At 61.6% G+C, this 16,081-nt stretch carries 18 protein-coding genes; 16 read left to right on the top strand and 2 right to left on the bottom strand.

What is annotated here, in order from left to right:
- Nucleotides 1-58 precede the first annotated feature (58 nt).
- Genes phnE through phnP form a run of 12 tightly spaced genes read left to right on the top strand, consistent with a single transcriptional unit; the run spans nt 59 to nt 8,838 of the window.
- Entirely contained in the window at nt 59-838 is a 780-nt protein-coding gene (phnE, locus tag NI40_RS01815; protein WP_023334213.1) for a phosphonate ABC transporter, permease protein PhnE, read from the top strand.
- Nucleotides 839-858: 20 nt separating this feature from the next.
- Entirely contained in the window at nt 859-1,584 is a 726-nt protein-coding gene (gene phnF, locus NI40_RS01810; protein WP_023310091.1) for a phosphonate metabolism transcriptional regulator PhnF, read from the top strand.
- Nucleotides 1,585-2,037 (top strand): phosphonate C-P lyase system protein PhnG, encoded by a 453-nt coding sequence (gene phnG / locus NI40_RS01805; protein WP_039262376.1) that lies wholly within the window; start codon nt 1,585-1,587, stop codon nt 2,035-2,037.
- On the top strand, nt 2,034-2,618 hold the full coding sequence (phnH, locus tag NI40_RS01800; protein WP_039262377.1) for a phosphonate C-P lyase system protein PhnH: 585 nt from the start codon (nt 2,034-2,036) through the stop codon (nt 2,616-2,618). Before phnG ends, phnH begins: the two co-directional genes overlap by 4 nt.
- Entirely contained in the window at nt 2,618-3,682 is a 1,065-nt protein-coding gene (locus NI40_RS01795) for a carbon-phosphorus lyase complex subunit PhnI (protein ID WP_039262378.1), read from the top strand. Before phnH ends, NI40_RS01795 begins: the two co-directional genes overlap by 1 nt.
- The gene (gene phnJ / locus NI40_RS01790; protein ID WP_033144435.1) at nt 3,675-4,520 is read left to right on the top strand and encodes an alpha-D-ribose 1-methylphosphonate 5-phosphate C-P-lyase PhnJ; all 846 of its coding nucleotides are present in this window, start codon (nt 3,675-3,677) and stop codon (nt 4,518-4,520) included. Before NI40_RS01795 ends, phnJ begins: the two co-directional genes overlap by 8 nt.
- Complete coding sequence (gene phnK / locus NI40_RS01785; RefSeq protein ID WP_039262380.1) at nt 4,517-5,272, top strand: phosphonate C-P lyase system protein PhnK; 756 nt, start codon at nt 4,517-4,519, stop codon at nt 5,270-5,272. Before phnJ ends, phnK begins: the two co-directional genes overlap by 4 nt.
- A 9-nt stretch (nt 5,273-5,281) precedes the next feature.
- Complete coding sequence (gene phnL, locus NI40_RS01780; RefSeq protein ID WP_039262381.1) at nt 5,282-5,962, top strand: phosphonate C-P lyase system protein PhnL; 681 nt, start codon at nt 5,282-5,284, stop codon at nt 5,960-5,962.
- Nucleotides 5,959-7,095, top strand: coding sequence for an alpha-D-ribose 1-methylphosphonate 5-triphosphate diphosphatase (gene phnM / locus NI40_RS01775; protein ID WP_039262383.1), 1,137 nt, complete (start codon nt 5,959-5,961; stop codon nt 7,093-7,095). Before phnL ends, phnM begins: the two co-directional genes overlap by 4 nt.
- The gene (gene phnN / locus NI40_RS01770; RefSeq protein ID WP_058842081.1) at nt 7,092-7,643 is read left to right on the top strand and encodes a ribose 1,5-bisphosphokinase; all 552 of its coding nucleotides are present in this window, start codon (nt 7,092-7,094) and stop codon (nt 7,641-7,643) included. Before phnM ends, phnN begins: the two co-directional genes overlap by 4 nt.
- Nucleotides 7,636-8,070, top strand: coding sequence for an aminoalkylphosphonate N-acetyltransferase (gene phnO / locus NI40_RS01765; protein ID WP_033144430.1), 435 nt, complete (start codon nt 7,636-7,638; stop codon nt 8,068-8,070). The genes phnN and phnO overlap by 8 nt, the downstream gene beginning before the upstream one ends.
- Before the next feature lie 9 nt (nt 8,071-8,079).
- Nucleotides 8,080-8,838, top strand: coding sequence for a phosphonate metabolism protein PhnP (gene phnP / locus NI40_RS01760; RefSeq protein WP_039262385.1), 759 nt, complete (start codon nt 8,080-8,082; stop codon nt 8,836-8,838).
- Nucleotides 8,839-8,878: 40 nt separating this feature from the next.
- Here phnP and yjdP read toward each other — a convergent pair whose 3' ends face one another.
- Together yjdP and NI40_RS01750 are read right to left on the bottom strand one after the other, a co-directional pair.
- Nucleotides 8,879-9,202 carry a DDRRRQL repeat protein YjdP gene (yjdP, locus tag NI40_RS01755; RefSeq protein ID WP_039262386.1) on the bottom strand — a complete coding sequence of 108 codons (324 nt, stop codon included), beginning with the start codon at nt 9,200-9,202 and terminating at the stop codon, nt 8,879-8,881.
- A gap of 69 nt (nt 9,203-9,271) precedes the next feature.
- On the bottom strand, nt 9,272-11,554 hold the full coding sequence (locus NI40_RS01750) for an ATP-binding protein (RefSeq protein ID WP_039262388.1): 2,283 nt from the start codon (nt 11,552-11,554) through the stop codon (nt 9,272-9,274).
- A gap of 231 nt (nt 11,555-11,785) precedes the next feature.
- Between NI40_RS01750 and NI40_RS01745 the strand changes: the two genes are divergently transcribed.
- The 4 genes from NI40_RS01745 to NI40_RS01730 all read left to right on the top strand — a co-directional run bounded on the left by NI40_RS01745 (nt 11,786) and on the right by NI40_RS01730 (nt 16,074).
- Nucleotides 11,786-13,306, top strand: a complete 1,521-nt coding sequence (locus tag NI40_RS01745) for a sugar ABC transporter ATP-binding protein (RefSeq protein ID WP_039262390.1) — start codon at nt 11,786-11,788, stop codon at nt 13,304-13,306.
- On the top strand, nt 13,303-14,298 hold the full coding sequence (locus NI40_RS01740) for an ABC transporter permease subunit (RefSeq protein ID WP_032662554.1): 996 nt from the start codon (nt 13,303-13,305) through the stop codon (nt 14,296-14,298). Before NI40_RS01745 ends, NI40_RS01740 begins: the two co-directional genes overlap by 4 nt.
- Nucleotides 14,299-14,330: 32 nt before the next feature.
- Nucleotides 14,331-15,272 carry an ABC transporter substrate-binding protein gene (locus NI40_RS01735; protein WP_039262391.1) on the top strand — a complete coding sequence of 314 codons (942 nt, stop codon included), beginning with the start codon at nt 14,331-14,333 and terminating at the stop codon, nt 15,270-15,272.
- Between the two features lie 115 nt (nt 15,273-15,387).
- Complete coding sequence (locus NI40_RS01730; protein WP_039262392.1) at nt 15,388-16,074, top strand: D-lyxose/D-mannose isomerase; 687 nt, start codon at nt 15,388-15,390, stop codon at nt 16,072-16,074.
- Nucleotides 16,075-16,081: the final 7 nt, after the last annotated feature.

The raw sequence follows: 16,081 nt of genomic DNA, 5'->3' as shown, positions 1-16,081 counted from the left end.
CCCCCTCACCCTAACCCTCTCCCTCAAGGGAGAGGGGACTAAACCCAAAGGAGCCAACATGCAAACCATCACCCTCCCGCCGCCGAAGCGCAGCTGGTTCTCGCTCATAAGCTGGGCCATCCTGCTGGCGGTGCTGGTTATCTCCTGGAAGGGCGCGGAAATGGATCCGCTACTGCTCTTCAAAGACGCGGGCAACATGGCGACCTTCGCCGCCGACTTCTTCCCGCCGGACTTCAGCCAGTGGCAGGATTACCTCAGCGAAATGGCGGTCACCCTGCAAATCGCCGTCTGGGGCACCGCCCTTGCCGTCGTTCTCTCCATTCCGTTTGGCCTGATGAGCGCCGAAAACATCGTGCCGTGGTGGGTATACCAGCCGATGCGTCGCCTGATGGACGCCTGTCGCGCCATCAATGAAATGGTCTTTGCGATGCTGTTCGTGGTCGCCGTTGGCCTGGGTCCGTTCGCCGGCGTGATGGCGCTGTTCATCCACACTACCGGCGTGCTTTCCAAGCTGCTCTCCGAAGCGGTCGAAGCCATCGAGCCCGGCCCGGTGGAAGGCATCCGCGCAACGGGCGCCAACAAAATCGAAGAGATCCTGTACGGCGTCCTGCCGCAGGTTATGCCGCTCCTGATCTCCTACTCCCTGTACCGCTTTGAGTCCAACGTCCGCTCCGCGACGGTGGTCGGCATGGTGGGCGCAGGCGGGATTGGCGTCACCCTGTGGGAAGCGATTCGCGGTTTCCAGTTCCAGCAAACCTGCGCCCTGATGGTGCTCATCATCGTCACCGTCAGCCTGCTGGATTTCCTCTCTCAACGTTTGCGTAAGCACTTCATCTGAGAAGCGAGGCTTTGTTTTCTATGCACTTATCCAGACATCCGACCAGTTATCCCACCCGCTGGCAAGAGATTGCGGCAAAGCTCGAAGTGGAGCTGCGCACGCACTACCGCTGCGGGGACTACCTGCCCGCCGAGCAGCAGCTTGCCGACCGCTATGAGGTGAACCGCCACACCCTGCGTCGCGCCATTGACCAGCTGGTCGAGCGCGGCTGGGTCCAGCGCCGTCAGGGCGTGGGCGTGCTGGTGCTGATGCGCCCGTTCGACTACCCGCTGAACGCCCAGGCGCGCTTTAGCCAGAACCTGCTGGATCAGGGCAGCCACCCGACCAGCGAAAAGCTGCTCTCGGTGCTGCGTCCGGCCTCCAGCCACGTGGCGGACGCGCTGGGCATTCAGGAGGGCGACGATGTCATTCACCTGCGTACCCTGCGTCGCGTTAACGGCGTGGCGGTATGCCAGATAGACCATTACTTTGCGGACCTCGCCCTCTGGCCCGTGCTCCAGCATTTCTCCAGCGGCTCGCTGCATGATTTTCTTCAGGATGCGACCGGCATTGCGCTCAAGCGCACCCAGACGCGCATCAGCGCTCGTCGCGCGCAGGCAAAAGAGAGCAAGGTGCTCGAAATCCCCAATATGGCCCCGCTGCTCTGCGTGCGCACCCTCAACCACCGTGACGGCGAGATCAACGCGACGGAATACTCCGTCAGCCTGACCCGCGCCGACATGATCGAATTTACCATGGAGCACTGAATGCACTTCGACACCGCCACCCGACAGCGCTGGATGCGCGTGCTGGCCCACAGCCAGCCTGCTGCGCTGGCTGCCCGCATGAACGCGCTCAGCCTGACGCCAGACTACGACACCCTTCGCGCCCCGGAGATCGGCCTCGTTCAGATCCAGGCGCGCATGGGCGGCACCGGCGAGCGCTTTTTCGCCGGAGATGCCACCCTCACCCGCGCGGCAATCCGCCTGAATAGCGGCACGCTGGGCTACAGCTACGTACTGGGGCGCGACAAAGCGCACGCCGAGCGCTGCGCGGTGATCGACGCGCTTTTACAAGAACAACCCTATTTCCATACGTTAATGGAAACCCTTATTGCCCCGCTGGAAGCCGACCGCGCCGCGCGCATTGCCGCACGTCAGGCCGAAGTGAATACCAGCCGGGTCGACTTCTTTACGCTCGTTCGCGGAGACAACGCATGACGCTTCAACCTGCTTTTACCCTGGCCGTCCAGGATGCCCAACACAGTTTTCGTCGCCTGCTGAAGGCGATGAGCGAGCCGGGCGTGATCGTCTCGCTGCACCAGCTCTCCCAGGGCTGGCTGCCGCTGAACCTGGCGACCACCAGCGTGCTGCTGACGCTTGCCGACAACGACACCCCGGTGTGGCTTTCGGGCGCGCTGTCGAACGATATCGCCAGCCAGAACCTGCGTTTTCACACCGGTGCCCCGCTGGTCGATCAGCCCCAGCAGGCGGTTTTTGCCGTGGCCGACGAGCAAATCAGCCATGAGCAATTGAACGCCCTGAGCGAAGGCAGCGCCGTCGCCCCGGAGACCAGCGCCACGCTGATCCTGCAGGTCTCCAGCCTGAGCGGCGGCCGCATGCTGCGCCTCACGGGGGCAGGCATCGCCAACGAACGCATGGTCGCGCCGCAGCTGCCGGAGTGCATCATTCACGAGCTGACCGAGCGCCCGCACCCGTTCCCGCTGGGCATTGACCTGATCCTGACCTGCGGCGAGCGCCTGCTGGCAATTCCGCGGACCACCCACGTGGAGGTGTGCTGATGTACGTTGCCGTCAAAGGGGGCGAGAAGGCCATCGCCGCCGCCCATGCGCTACAGGCGCACAGACGACGGGGCGATGAACGGCTTCCCGAGCTGAGCGTCGCCCAGATTGAACAGCAGCTAAACCTCGCCGTCGACCGCGTGATGACCGAGGGCGGCATCGCCGACCGCGAGCTGGCGGCGCTGGCCCTGAAGCAGGCCAGCGGCGACAACGTGGAAGCCATCTTCCTGCTGCGCGCCTACCGCACCACGCTCGCGAAACTGGCGGTCAGCGAGCCGGTGAATACGGCGGAGATGCGCCTGGAACGCCGCATTTCTGCCGTTTATAAAGACGTTCCCGGCGGCCAGCTGCTTGGCCCCACCTACGACTACACCCACCGCCTGCTGGATTTCACCCTGCTGGCGAACGGCGAATCGCCGCAGCTGAGCACCTCCGACGCCGAACAGGAACCGTCTCCGCACGTCTTCAGCCTGCTGGCAAAACAGGGTCTGGCGAAGACGGAAGAAGATTCAGGCGCGCAGCCGGATGACATCACCCGCACGCCGCCGGTTTACCCGTGCTCGCGCTCGTCCCGCCTGCAGCAGCTGATGCGCGGCGATGAAGGCTATCTGCTGGCGCTGGCCTACTCCACCCAGCGCGGCTACGGGCGCAACCACCCGTTTGCGGCCGAAATTCGCAGCGGCTATATCGACGTTGAAATCGTACCGGAAGAGCTGGGTTTTGCGGTGAACGTCGGCGAACTGCTGATGACCGAGTGTGAAATGGTTAACGGTTTCGTCGCCCCGGAAGACGAAGACCCGCACTTTACCCGCGGCTACGGGCTGGTATTCGGCCTCGGCGAGCGCAAGGCCATGGCAATGGCGCTGGTCGACCGCGCCCTGCAGGCACCGGACTACGGCGAGCACGTTGCAGGCCCGGCGCAGGACGAAGAGTTCGTGCTGGCCCACGCGGATAACGTTGAGGCCGCTGGCTTCGTCTCGCACCTCAAGCTGCCGCACTACGTCGATTTCCAGGCCGAACTGGAACTGCTGAAACGCCTGCAACGGGAGCGCAAAAATGGCTAACTTAAGCGGCTACAACTTTGCCTATCTGGATGAGCAAACCAAACGCATGATCCGCCGCGCCATCTTAAAAGCGGTGGCCATTCCGGGCTATCAGGTGCCGTTCGGCGGCCGCGAAATGCCGATGCCCTACGGCTGGGGCACGGGCGGTATTCAGATCACCGCCAGCGTGATCGGCGAGGCGGACGTGCTGAAGGTCATCGACCAGGGCGCCGACGACACCACCAACGCCGTGTCGATCCGCAGCTTCTTCCAGCGCGTAACCGGCGTCAATACCACCGAAAAAACCGAAGACGCAACGCTGATCCAGACCCGTCACCGCATCCCGGAAACCCCGCTCACTGAAGATCAGATTTTGATTTTCCAGGTGCCGATCCCGGAGCCGCTGCGCTTTATCGAGCCGCGCGAAACGGAAACCCGCACCATGCACGCGCTGGAAGAGTACGGCGTCATGCAGGTGAAGCTGTATGAGGATATCGCCCGCTTCGGCCATATCGCCACCACCTACGCCTACCCGGTGAAGGTGAACGGGCGCTACGTGATGGACCCGTCGCCAATCCCAAAATTCGATAACCCGAAGATGGACATGATGCCCGCCCTGCAGCTGTTCGGCGCCGGGCGCGAAAAGCGCATCTACGCCGTCCCGCCTTACACCCGCGTGGAAAGCCTGGATTTCGACGATCACCCGTTTACGGTGCAGGAGTGGGACGAGCCGTGCGCCATCTGCGGATCCAAACACAGCTATCTGGACGAGGTGGTGCTGGACGACACGGGCAAACGGATGTTTGTCTGCTCCGACACCGATTACTGCCGCCAACAGAGCGAGGCGAATAGCCAATGAAACCGCTGCTTTCGGTTAATAACCTGACTCACCTGTATGCGCCGGGCAAAGGCTTTAGCGACGTGTCGTTCGAGCTGTGGCCGGGCGAAGTGCTGGGGATCGTCGGCGAGTCCGGCTCCGGCAAAACCACCCTGCTGAAGTCCATCTCCGCGCGCCTGACGCCGCAGAAAGGCGTCATTTTGTATGAGGGCGCCTCGCTGTACGGCATGAGCGAGGCCGGGCGCCGCCGCCTGCTGCGCACCGAGTGGGGCGTGGTACATCAGCACCCGATGGACGGCCTGCGCCGTCAGGTCTCTGCCGGGGGCAACATCGGCGAACGCCTGATGGCTACCGGCGCGCGCCACTACGGCAACATCCGCGCTACCGCCCAGCACTGGCTGGAGGAAGTGGAAATCCCCGCCTCGCGCATCGACGACCTGCCGACGACCTTCTCCGGCGGGATGCAGCAGCGCCTGCAGATTGCCCGCAACCTGGTCACCCATCCGAAGCTGGTGTTTATGGATGAACCCACCGGCGGGCTGGACGTCTCCGTGCAGGCGCGCCTGCTCGACCTGCTGCGCGGTCTGGTGGTGGAGCTGAACCTCGCGGTGGTGATTGTCACCCACGATTTAGGCGTTGCGCGCCTGCTTGCGGACCGTCTGCTGGTAATGAAGCAGGGCCAGGTGGTGGAAAGTGGGTTAACCGATCGGGTTCTCGACGATCCGCACCATCCGTACACCCAGCTGCTGGTGTCGTCCGTATTGCAGAATTAAGAGGCCAACATGATCCACGTACAAAACGTAAGTAAGACCTTTGTGCTCCACCAGCAAAACGGCGTGCGCCTGCCGGTGCTGCAAAATGCCTCGTTAGAGGTCAGCAGCGGCGAATGCGTGGTGCTGCACGGCCATTCCGGCAGCGGAAAATCCACCCTGCTACGCTCCCTGTACGCCAACTATCTGCCGGATGAAGGCCACATTCACATTCGCCACAACGATGAATGGGTCGATCTGGTGCAGGCCCCCGCGCGCAAAGTGCTGGAAGTGCGCCGCACGACGATCGGCTGGGTCAGCCAGTTTCTGCGGGTGATCCCGCGGATCTCCGCCCTGGACGTGGTGATGCAGCCGCTGCTGGATCTCGGCGTGCCGCGCGAAACCTGCGCCGCCAAAGCCGCCAGCCTGCTGACGCGCCTCAACGTGCCTGAACGCCTGTGGCACCTTGCCCCGTCGACCTTTTCCGGCGGCGAGCAGCAGCGCGTCAATATCGCCCGCGGCTTTATCGTCGACTACCCGATTTTACTTCTGGATGAACCCACCGCCTCGCTCGACGGCAAAAACAGCGCCGCCGTGGTGGAACTGATCGAACAGGCCAAAGCGCGCGGCGCGGCGATCGTCGGGATCTTCCACGACGACGCCGTACGCAGCCGCGTGGCGGACAGATTGCACCCGATGGGGGTCCACGCATGATTATCAATAACGTCAGGCTGGTGCTGGAAAATGAAGTCGTTAATGGCTCGGTTGAAGTTCATGAAGGCGTTATTCGCGCCTTTGCCGAAACCCAAAGCCGTACCCCTGAAGCGATGGACGGTGAAGGCGGCTGGCTGCTGCCGGGGCTGATTGAGCTGCATACCGATAATCTGGACAAATTTTTCACCCCGCGCCCGAAGGTCGACTGGCCCGCCCATTCGGCGATGAGCAGCCACGACGCGCTGATGGTCGCCAGCGGCATTACCACCGTGCTGGACGCGGTGGCGATTGGCGACGTGCGCGACGGCGGCGATCGCCTGGAGAATCTGGAGAAGATGATCAACGCCGTGGAGGAGACGCAAAAACGCGGCCTCAACCGCGCCGAGCACCGTCTGCACCTGCGCTGCGAGCTGCCGCACCACACCACCCTGCCGCTGTTTGAAAAACTGGTCGGGCGCGAGCCGGTGTCGCTGGTCTCCCTGATGGACCACTCGCCGGGGCAGCGCCAGTTCGCCAACATTGAAAAGTATCGCGAATACTATCAGGGCAAATATTCTCTCAGCGATGCGGAGATGGCGCGCTACGAGGAGGAGCAGCTGACGCTTGCGGCCCAGTGGTCGCAGCCAAACCGTCTCAGGATTGCCGCGATGTGTCGTGACCGCAATATCGCGCTGGCCAGCCATGACGACGCCACGCACGATCACGTGCGCGAATCCCACCAGCTTGGCAGCGTGATCGCCGAATTTCCCACCACGTTTGAAGCGGCTGAAGCCTCCCGCAGGCACGGCATGAACGTGCTGATGGGCGCACCAAACATCGTGCGCGGCGGATCGCACTCCGGTAACGTCGCGGCAAGCAAGCTTGCCTCCCTCGGCCTGCTGGATATTCTCTCGTCCGACTACTACCCCGCCAGCCTGCTGGATGCGGCGTTCCGGGTCGCCGACGACGAGAGCAACAGCTTTACGCTGCCGCAGGCGATTCGCCTGGTGACGAAAAACCCGGCCTCGGCGCTTAATCTTCAGGATCGCGGAGAAATCGCCGAGGGTAAACGCGCGGATCTGGTGCTGGCCCACCGCAAGGGCGAGCACGTTCATATCGACCACGTCTGGCGTCAGGGAAAAAGGGTGTTCTGATGGGAAGGCTCATCTGGTTAATGGGGCCCTCGGGTTCCGGTAAAGACAGCCTGCTGTCCGCCTTACGGCAGCGGGAACATCCGCAGCTGCTGGTCGCGCATCGCTATATTACCCGCGCGGCCCATGCCGGGAGCGAAAATCATATCGCCCTGAGCGAGCAGGAGTTTTTCATCCGCGCCGGGCAAAACCTGCTGGCGCTGAGCTGGCACGCCAACGGTTATTACTATGGCGTGGGCATCGAAATCGACCTCTGGCTGCATGCGGGGTTCGACGTGCTTGTTAACGGCTCGCGTGCGCATCTGCCGCAAGCGCGCGCCCGCTATGAGGCGGCCCTGCTGCCGGTCTGCCTGCAGGTTTCGCCGGACGTTCTGCGCAGCCGGTTGCAGAGTCGGGGGCGTGAATCAGCCCGTGAGATCGATCAGCGGCTTGAGCGTGCGGCCCGCTATGCCCCGTCGGACTGCTACATCCTCAATAACGACGGAAGTTTGCTACAGTCAGTCGATACCTTTTTATCGCTTATCCGTCAGAAGGAGAAACAGCATGCCTGACTGCCAGCTTCGCCCCGCCACCGCCGACGATGCGCAGAGTGTTTACGCCCTGATCTGCGAGCTCAAGCAGGCAGAGTTCGACCATCAGGCGTTCCACGCCGGGTTTCTTGCCAACCTGCAGGATCGCAACATGCGCTACCAGCTTGCGGAGAGAGAGGGACAGGTCATCGGCATGATCGGCCTGCACATGCAGTTTCACCTGCATCACGCGCGCTGGATCGGCGAGATCCAGGAGCTGGTCGTAATGCCGCAGGCGCGTGGGTTAAAAGTGGGCAGTCAACTGCTGGCCTGGGCGGAAGAGGTAGCGCGACAGGCCGGCGCGGAGCTGACCGAACTTTCCACCAGCGTGAAGCGCACCGACGCGCACCGTTTTTACGTTCGTGAAGGATACACGCAGAGCCATTTCCGATTCACCAAACCGCTGTAGAGGTGCGCTATGAGTCTGACCATCACGTTGACGGGAACGGGTGACGCCCAGCTGGTGCCGGTCTTTGGCTGCGACTGCGCGGCGTGTCGCCGGGCGCGCCTGCAGGATAACTATCGCCGTCGCCCGTGCAGCGCGGTGGTGAAATTCAACGATGCCGTCACCCTGCTGGATGCCGGTATTCCGCATCTGATGGACGACTGGCCGGCGGGCAGCTTCCAGCAGTTCTTGCTCACCCATTACCATATGGATCACGTTCAGGGGCTGTTCCCCCTGCGCTGGGGCGTGGGGGCGACGATCCCGGTTTACGGTCCGCCGGACGACGCCGGATGCGACGACCTGTTTAAGCACCCCGGCATTCTGGATTTCAGCCACACGGTCGAACCGTTTGTGATGTTTGAGCTTCAGGGTTTGCGGGTCACGCCGCTGCCGCTCAACCATTCGAAACTGACCTTCGGGTATTTGCTGGAATCGGCCCACAGCCGCGTGGCCTGGCTTTCAGATACCGCCGGACTGCCGGAAAAAACGGTGAAGTTCCTGCTCAACAACCAGCCGCAGGCAATAATTATCGACTGCAGCCATGAGCCGCGCGAGGAAACGCCGCGAAACCATTGCGACTTAAATACCGTGATTGCATTAAACGAAGCGATTGGCTGCCCGCAGGTGATCCTGACGCACATCAGCCATCAGTTTGACGTGTGGATGATGGATAACCCGCTGCCGCAGGGCATAGAAGCGGGCTATGACGGGATGGTGCTGGTGCTGGATTAGGTTTTCTCCCTCTCCCGTGGGAGAGGGCAACAGGCCGCACTTAGCCTCGATCGTAATCGTCTTCTAACCTGCGCTCATCCTCTTCCAGACGACGTCTGTCGTCATCCAGCTGACGCTGACGTTCATCTAAACGACGGCGTCTGTCTTCAAGCTGCCGACGACGATCGTCGTACTGTCGGCTGTCGATTTGACGGCTGCGGTCATAACGATCGTCGTCGTCATTGCTGCGGCTGCTGCCGGGGTTATAGGCATCGTTGATCGCCTGCTGAATGTTGCCAATAGCATCATCAACAATATCGGCATGAGCCAGTTGGCTGGTGAGTGACAGCAGACCGAATAACAGAGCAGTTGAGTAACGTTTCATAAGGCCAGACTCGCAGGTGAACTGGCCTTACGATAATGAACGGCGGGAAGCCGGGGTAGCGGAGGAATCTCAAATTACCATAACCTTGCGCAGCGCCTGCGCCAGCTGCATCCGCGTAAACGGCTTACGCAGTAGCTGGACGTCCGGCAGCTGAGGGTTATGCGCGGGCCGTAGATCCTGGCCGCTGATCAGCAGCACAGGAAGCTGCGGGTAATGGCTGCGCACATGGTTAATCACCTCGGCGCCGCTGAGGCTGCCGGGCAGCATCAGGTCGCTGATAAACATGCCAATATCCGGCGACGCCGCCAGCATATTCAGCGCCTGTTCGCCGTTGTCCGCTTCCAGCGTCAGGTAGCCGAGCTGATGCAGCTGCTCGCACAGGGTTTGCCGAACATCGGCCTCATCTTCCAGCACCAGCACCAGCCGCTCGCTATCGACGGAGGCGGTGGCTGACAGCGCTTCATCGTCTGCCGCAGCAGGCAGCACCGAGCGCGGGAGGTGAAGCCGAACGGTCGTTCCCTGCCCCGGCGCGCTTTCAATCTCCACGCGGCCACCGGACTGGCGCACAAAGCCGTAGACCATCGACAGGCCTAACCCGCTTCCGCTTCCGGTCTGCTTGGTGGTGAAGAACGGTTCAAAGACCCGGGATTTTACGTCCTGCGACATGCCGCTGCCGCGGTCAATGACCTCCAGCGCCACCATATCCTGCCTGCGCCCGTCGCTGCGGGTGACGCGCTGATTCCAGGTCCGAATTTTAATCACCCCGCTTTGCCCTTCCATCGCATCGCGCGCGTTCATCACCAGGTTGATGATGGCGTTTTCCAGCTGGCTAACGTCAATCCACGCGGGCCACGCCGGGGTTTGCGCTTCAATCTCCAGGGTCAGGGTGGCAGGCAGGGAGTGGCGCATCAGTTCCCGGAGGTTCTCCAGCAGCGGCAGCATCTCTACCGCATGCGGCGTCAGGGACTGCTTGCGGGAAAACGCCAGCAGGCGCTGCGTCAGTAAGGCACCCCGCTCGGCCGCCTTCAGCGCCCGGGTAATGCGCGGCGCGTCTTTTGATTCGGGGTCGGTGAGCTCAAGGCTGCCGATGATTACCGCCAGCAGGTTGTTAAAATCATGCGCCAGCCCGCCGGTCAGCTGTCCGACCGCCTTCATCTTCTGGCTGTGCAGCAGCGCCTCTTCCAGCCCCTGACGCTCAACGCGGTCGATCTCCATCTGCGTGGTTTTCTCTTTCAGCAGGCGCGTGGTGTGCTCAAGCGAGGCGGTATTGCGGGCAAAAACGTTAAACGCGCGCGCCAGCTCGCCCAGCTCATCGCGCCGCTGGAGGGCGGGAACGGAGACATCCTGTTCGCCGTGAGCAAGGCGCGACATCGCCCGGGAAATCGCCGTCAGGTTAGAGGCCAGATTGCGATAGATATACCAGCAGGCGCACCCGGTGATGATCAGCGCCAGCACGGCGAAGAAGCTGATAAACACGCTGATGGACTGCAGCTCGTGATGGCTCTGGGCCGTGCGAAGCCGAGAGGCCTGCGCCACCTGCCCGACGTACTGATTAATGTCGCTGTTGAGGATCGCCACCAGCGCCTTGATGTGGAACATATACCAGCTTATCGCCAGGTCGCTCTCTTCCAGCTGCTTCGACAGCGGGGCGAGCTTGCCTAGCTCGGCATTAAAATCTGGCAGAACCCCCTTCACGACCGGCTGTACGGCACTCCGGGGCAGCGCAGCGGCCACGGCGTCCAGTTGCTGAACGGTCGCGCGCGGCGAAGGGGTGTCGATGGCGGCGGCGATCAGCCGGTCCATCTCCATCAGCTGCTGCGCATCCGGCACGTTGCTGTCGTAACGGCGGTTGATGTCCTGCAGATGACGCAGGTAGCTCTGGCTTTGATACAGCGAGCTCAGCAGCGCGTTACGCTCCAGATGGCGCCGCTGGCCGCGCTCAAGCATCTCCGTCACGCTCTGCTGTAGCTCATTGCTTCGTTGAATAATACGCGCCACCAGCGCCGGCTCCTGCTGCGCCAGCGGCGCTTCCGCAAGCTGTTCCAGCGAGCGGCGCAGCGCCATTTGCGTCTGCTTCAGGCGCTCGGCTTCGCCTTTGTACTCCAGTGCCCCGACGACCTGCGAAAGCCGCACCGCCGCCGTCGCCACGTTGGCGGTATCGCGGGCCAGGTTCATGCTGCCGGTCATATCGTCCAGCGTTTGCTGCTGAACCTGCTCCTGGATTTGACTGGCGTGACGAAAGCCGAGCACCGCCACGCCGCTCACCATTAGCGTCACGGCGACCACCAGCAGATTAAAAATCAGCAGGCGGCCTCGGGCGCTGGCGAAAAAGGGCGGACGGCGTGATGGCATGGGCTTGGGCTCCTGTGCGGTTTGGTGCCCTCACCCTGGCCCTCTCCCCAAAGGGGCGAGGGAATGATTTGCTCCCTCTCCCTTTCAGGGAGAGGGCTGGGGTGAGGGTAGTTCAATAACTGTGATCTACATTAGCTATTCATAACTATGACAAATATGAACAGCTTCTGACATTTTGCATTTACGCACCTGTGATGAAGTGCAGATATCGGCATTCGCAGGAGATCCGCCATGAGCAGAACCCCGGTATTAGAGATGCGCAGCATTGCCAAAACGTTTGGCAGTTTCCACGCGCTCAAGGGTGTGGATTTGACGGTCTTTCCCGGAGAGATCCACGCGCTGATGGGCGAAAACGGCGCGGGAAAAAGCACGCTGATGAAAATCCTCGCGGGAGCCTATACCGCCACCAGCGGTGAGATCCTGATCGACGGTCAGCCGTTTCACATTAAAGGGCCGAAAGATGCGCTGGCCGCAGGCATTACCCTGATTTATCAGGAGATGCAGCTCGCGCCCAACCTGACCGTTGCCGAAAATATCTTTCTTGGCAGCGAGCTGTCGCGCGGCGGGATGGTGCAGCGCAAAGAGATGGCCGCCCAGGCGCAGGCGGTGATTGAGCGCCTCGGGGCACAGTTCAATGCCACCGACCTGGTGATGAAGCTGACCATCGCCGAGCAGCAGCAGGTGGAAATCGCCCGCGCGTTGCACCGCAACAGCCGCATTCTGGTGATGGATGAGCCCACCGCCGCCCTCTCCTCGCGGGAAACGCATCGCCTGTTTGAACTGATTTTGCGCCTGCGCGATGAAGGGATGGCGATCATCTATATCAGCCACCGCATGGCGGAAGTGTATGAACTCTCTGATCGCGTCAGCGTTCTGCGCGACGGGCAGTACGTCGGCAGCCTGACGCGCGACAAGCTAAACGCCTCCGAGCTGGTGCGCATGATGGTGGGCCGCCCGTTAAGCGACCTGTTCAACAAAGAACGTGATATTCCCCTCGGCAGCCCGCGCCTCAACGTCCACCACCTCACCGACGGTAAAAAGGTACAGCCGTGCAGCCTGCAGGTCCGTTCCGGCGAAATCGTTGGGCTGGCGGGCCTGGTGGGGGCCGGGCGCTCCGAGCTGGCGCAGCTGATTTTCGGCGTGCGTAAAGCCACCGGCGGCATGATTGAGGTCGACGGCGAGCCGGTGGTGATCCACTCCCCGCGCGCGGCCATCGAGAACGGCATCGGTTTTCTCACCGAGAACCGCAAGGAGCAGGGGCTGTTTCTGGAGCTGGCGGCGCAGGAGAACATCACCATGGCGACGCTGGAGCGCGACGCGACCTTCGGTATGTTAAACCGCAAAAAAGCGCAGGCCATTTCCGATGACGCCATTGCCCTGCTTAACATCCGCGTGCCCCATTCGCAGGTTCGCGCGGGCGGGCTGTCCGGCGGCAATCAGCAAAAGCTGCTGATCTCCCGCTGGGTGGCCATCGGTCCGCGCATTCTGATTCTGGACGAACCCACGCGCGGCGTGGACGTCGGCGCGAAAAGCGAGATCTACCGCATCATGAACCAGATGGCGCGCAAAGGGGTGGCGATTTTAATGATCTCCAGCGAGCTGCCGGAAGTGGTGGGCATGAGCGACCGGGTGTACGTGATGCGGGAAGGCAGCATTGCGGGTGAACTCCACGGGCGCGACATCTCTCAGGAAAACATTATGACGCTGGCAACCGGCGTGAACGACACTCATCATCAGGCGGTGCAATCATGACAACTCCAACCCATCCGCAGCAGGTGGCGAAATCCGCCTCCGCCAAAAAAATGCTGATGAGCGATCTGATGCAAACGGTCGGCATCCTGCCGATTCTTATCCTGATTGTGGCGGTATTTGGCTTTATCGCCCCGAACTTCTTCACCGAGAGCAATCTGCTCAACATTACCCGTCAGGCGTCGATCAACATCGTGCTGGCGGCGGGAATGACCTTCATCATTTTAACCGGCGGGATTGACCTCTCCGTGGGCTCGATTCTGGGTACCACGGCGGTAGCGGCGATGGTGGTCTCGCTTATCCCTGAATTTGCGATGCTCTCCATTCCGGCCGCGCTGATGCTCGGCATGGTGCTAGGTCTGTTCAACGGCGCGCTGGTGGCCTTTGCCGGGCTGCCGCCCTTCATCGTGACGCTCGGCACCTATACGGCGCTGCGCGGCGCGGCGTATCTGCTGGCGGACGGCACGACGGTCATTAACTCCAACATCAGCTTCGAGTGGATCGGCAATAACTACCTCGGCCCGATCCCGTGGCTGGTAGTCATTGCCCTTGCGGTGATTGCTATCTGCTGGTTCATCCTGCGCCGCACCACGCTCGGCGTCCACATCTACGCGGTGGGCGGCAACATGCAGGCGGCGCGACTGACCGGCATCAAGGTCTGGCTGGTGCTGCTGTTTGTCTACGGCATGAGCGGCCTGCTCTCCGGGCTTGGCGGCGTGATGAGCGCCTCGCGCCTCTACAGCGCCAACGGCAACCTCGGCACGGGCTACGAGCTGGATGCGATTGCGGCGGTGATCCTCGGCGGCACCAGCTTCGTCGGCGGGATCGGCACGATCACCGGCACGCTGGTCGGCGCGCTGATCATCGCCACCCTCAACAACGGCATGACGCTGATGGGCGTCTCCTACTTCTGGCAGCTGGTGATCAAAGGGGCGGTGATCATCATAGCGGTGCTGATCGACAAATACCGTACCCGACACCATCAAAGTGCATAACAACAAAACCCTACAGCTTCGAGGAAAACAACATGCGTTTGAAACTGTTAGTGACCGCGCTCTGTGCTGGCGCGCTGCTTGCCGCAACGCCGTTTGTGCAGGCAAAAGATCTGAAGTCCATCGGCGTTACGGTGGGCGACCTGGCCAACCCGTTCTTCGTGCAGATCACCAAAGGTGCCGAGCTGGAAGCGCGCAAGCTGGCAGGCGATAACGTCAAGGTGACGCTGGTCTCCAGCGGCTACGATCTGGGCCAGCAGGTGGCGCAGATTGATAACTTCATCGCCGCGAAGGTGGACATGATCATCCTCAACGCCGCAGATTCCAAAGGGATCGGCCCGGCGGTGAAGCGCGCGAAGGACGCCGGGATCGTGGTCGTTGCGGTTGACGTGGCGGCGGAAGGGGCGGATGCGACCATCACCTCCGATAACACCCAGGCGGGCGAAATGGCCTGTAAGTACATTACCGATCGCCTGAAAGGCAAAGGCAACGTGGTGATCATCAACGGACCGCCGGTCTCTGCGGTGCAAAACCGCGTGGAAGGTTGCCAGACGGAATTCAAAAAACATCCGGATATCAAGGTGCTCTCGGATAACCAAAACGCCAAGGGCAGTCGTGAAGGCGGTCTGGAAGTCATGACCTCCCTGCTGGCGGCCAATCCGAAGATCGACGGCGTGTTTGCGATTAACGATCCGACGGCGATCGGCGCCGATCTGGCCGCGAAGCAGGCGCAGCGCAACGAGTTCTTTATCGTCGGCGTGGATGGCAGCCCGGACGGCGAGGAAGCGCTGAAGCGCGAAAACTCGCTGTTTGTCGCGACCCCGGCGCAGGATCCGCAGGTGATGGCGGCAAAAGCGGTGGAGATCGGCTATGACATTCTACAGGGCAAACCTGCGCCGAAAGCGCCTGTGCTGATCCCGGTGACGATGATCGATAAAAAGAACGTCGGCACGTATAAGGGCTGGACGGTTAAGTAACTTCGGTGCGGCCTGATGCCCTCACCCTAACCCTCTCCCACAGGGAGAGGGAACTTACTCCCCCTCTCCCTTGAGGGGGAGGGCTAGGGTTTTGCAAAAAAAGCCAGGAGTCCCCATGAAACGCTCCGACATCAATGAAATTCTCGGCCACACGCGACAGTTTTTTTCCATGCACGACGTGCACCTCCCGCCGTTTGCCAGCTTCCCGCCCACGAAATGGCAGCAGCTTGACCAGGCCGCATGGCAGGAAGTGTTCGACCTCAAGCTCGGCTGGGACGTGACGGCGTTCGGCGGCAACAGCTTTGCCGCTGAGGGCCTGACGCTGTTTACCCTGCGCAACGGCTCGCCCAACGGCGTGCCTTATGAAAAGTGCTATGCCGAAAAAATCATGCACGTGCGCGACGGCCAGGTGACGCCAATGCATTTTCACTGGCGCAAGCGGGAAGACATCATCAACCGGGGCGGCGGGAATCTGATTATTGAGTTATGGAATGCCGGGGCGCATGAAGAGACGGAAAACACCGACGTGACGGTCACCGTCGACGGCTGTCGTCAGACCCACGCGCCCGGCAGCCAGCTGCGCCTCACGCCAGGGGAAAGCATCTGCCTGACACCCACTCTGTACCACAGCTTCTGGGGCGAACGCGGCTTCGGCGACGTGCTGGTTGGGGAGGTGTCATCGATAAACGACGACGAGCACGACAACCACTTTTTGCAGCCCGTTGCCCGCTATAACAACATCGAAGAAGACGAACCGGCGCTGCTGGTGCTGTGCAACGAGTACAACCTGTTCCGGATATAAGGAGTAA

It is taken from the genome of Enterobacter sp. E20, from assembly GCF_000801755.2.
In the GTDB taxonomy this organism is placed as follows: Bacteria; Pseudomonadota; Gammaproteobacteria; order Enterobacterales; family Enterobacteriaceae; genus Enterobacter; species Enterobacter asburiae_B.
This window is presented reverse-complemented; position numbering and strand designations above follow the sequence as displayed.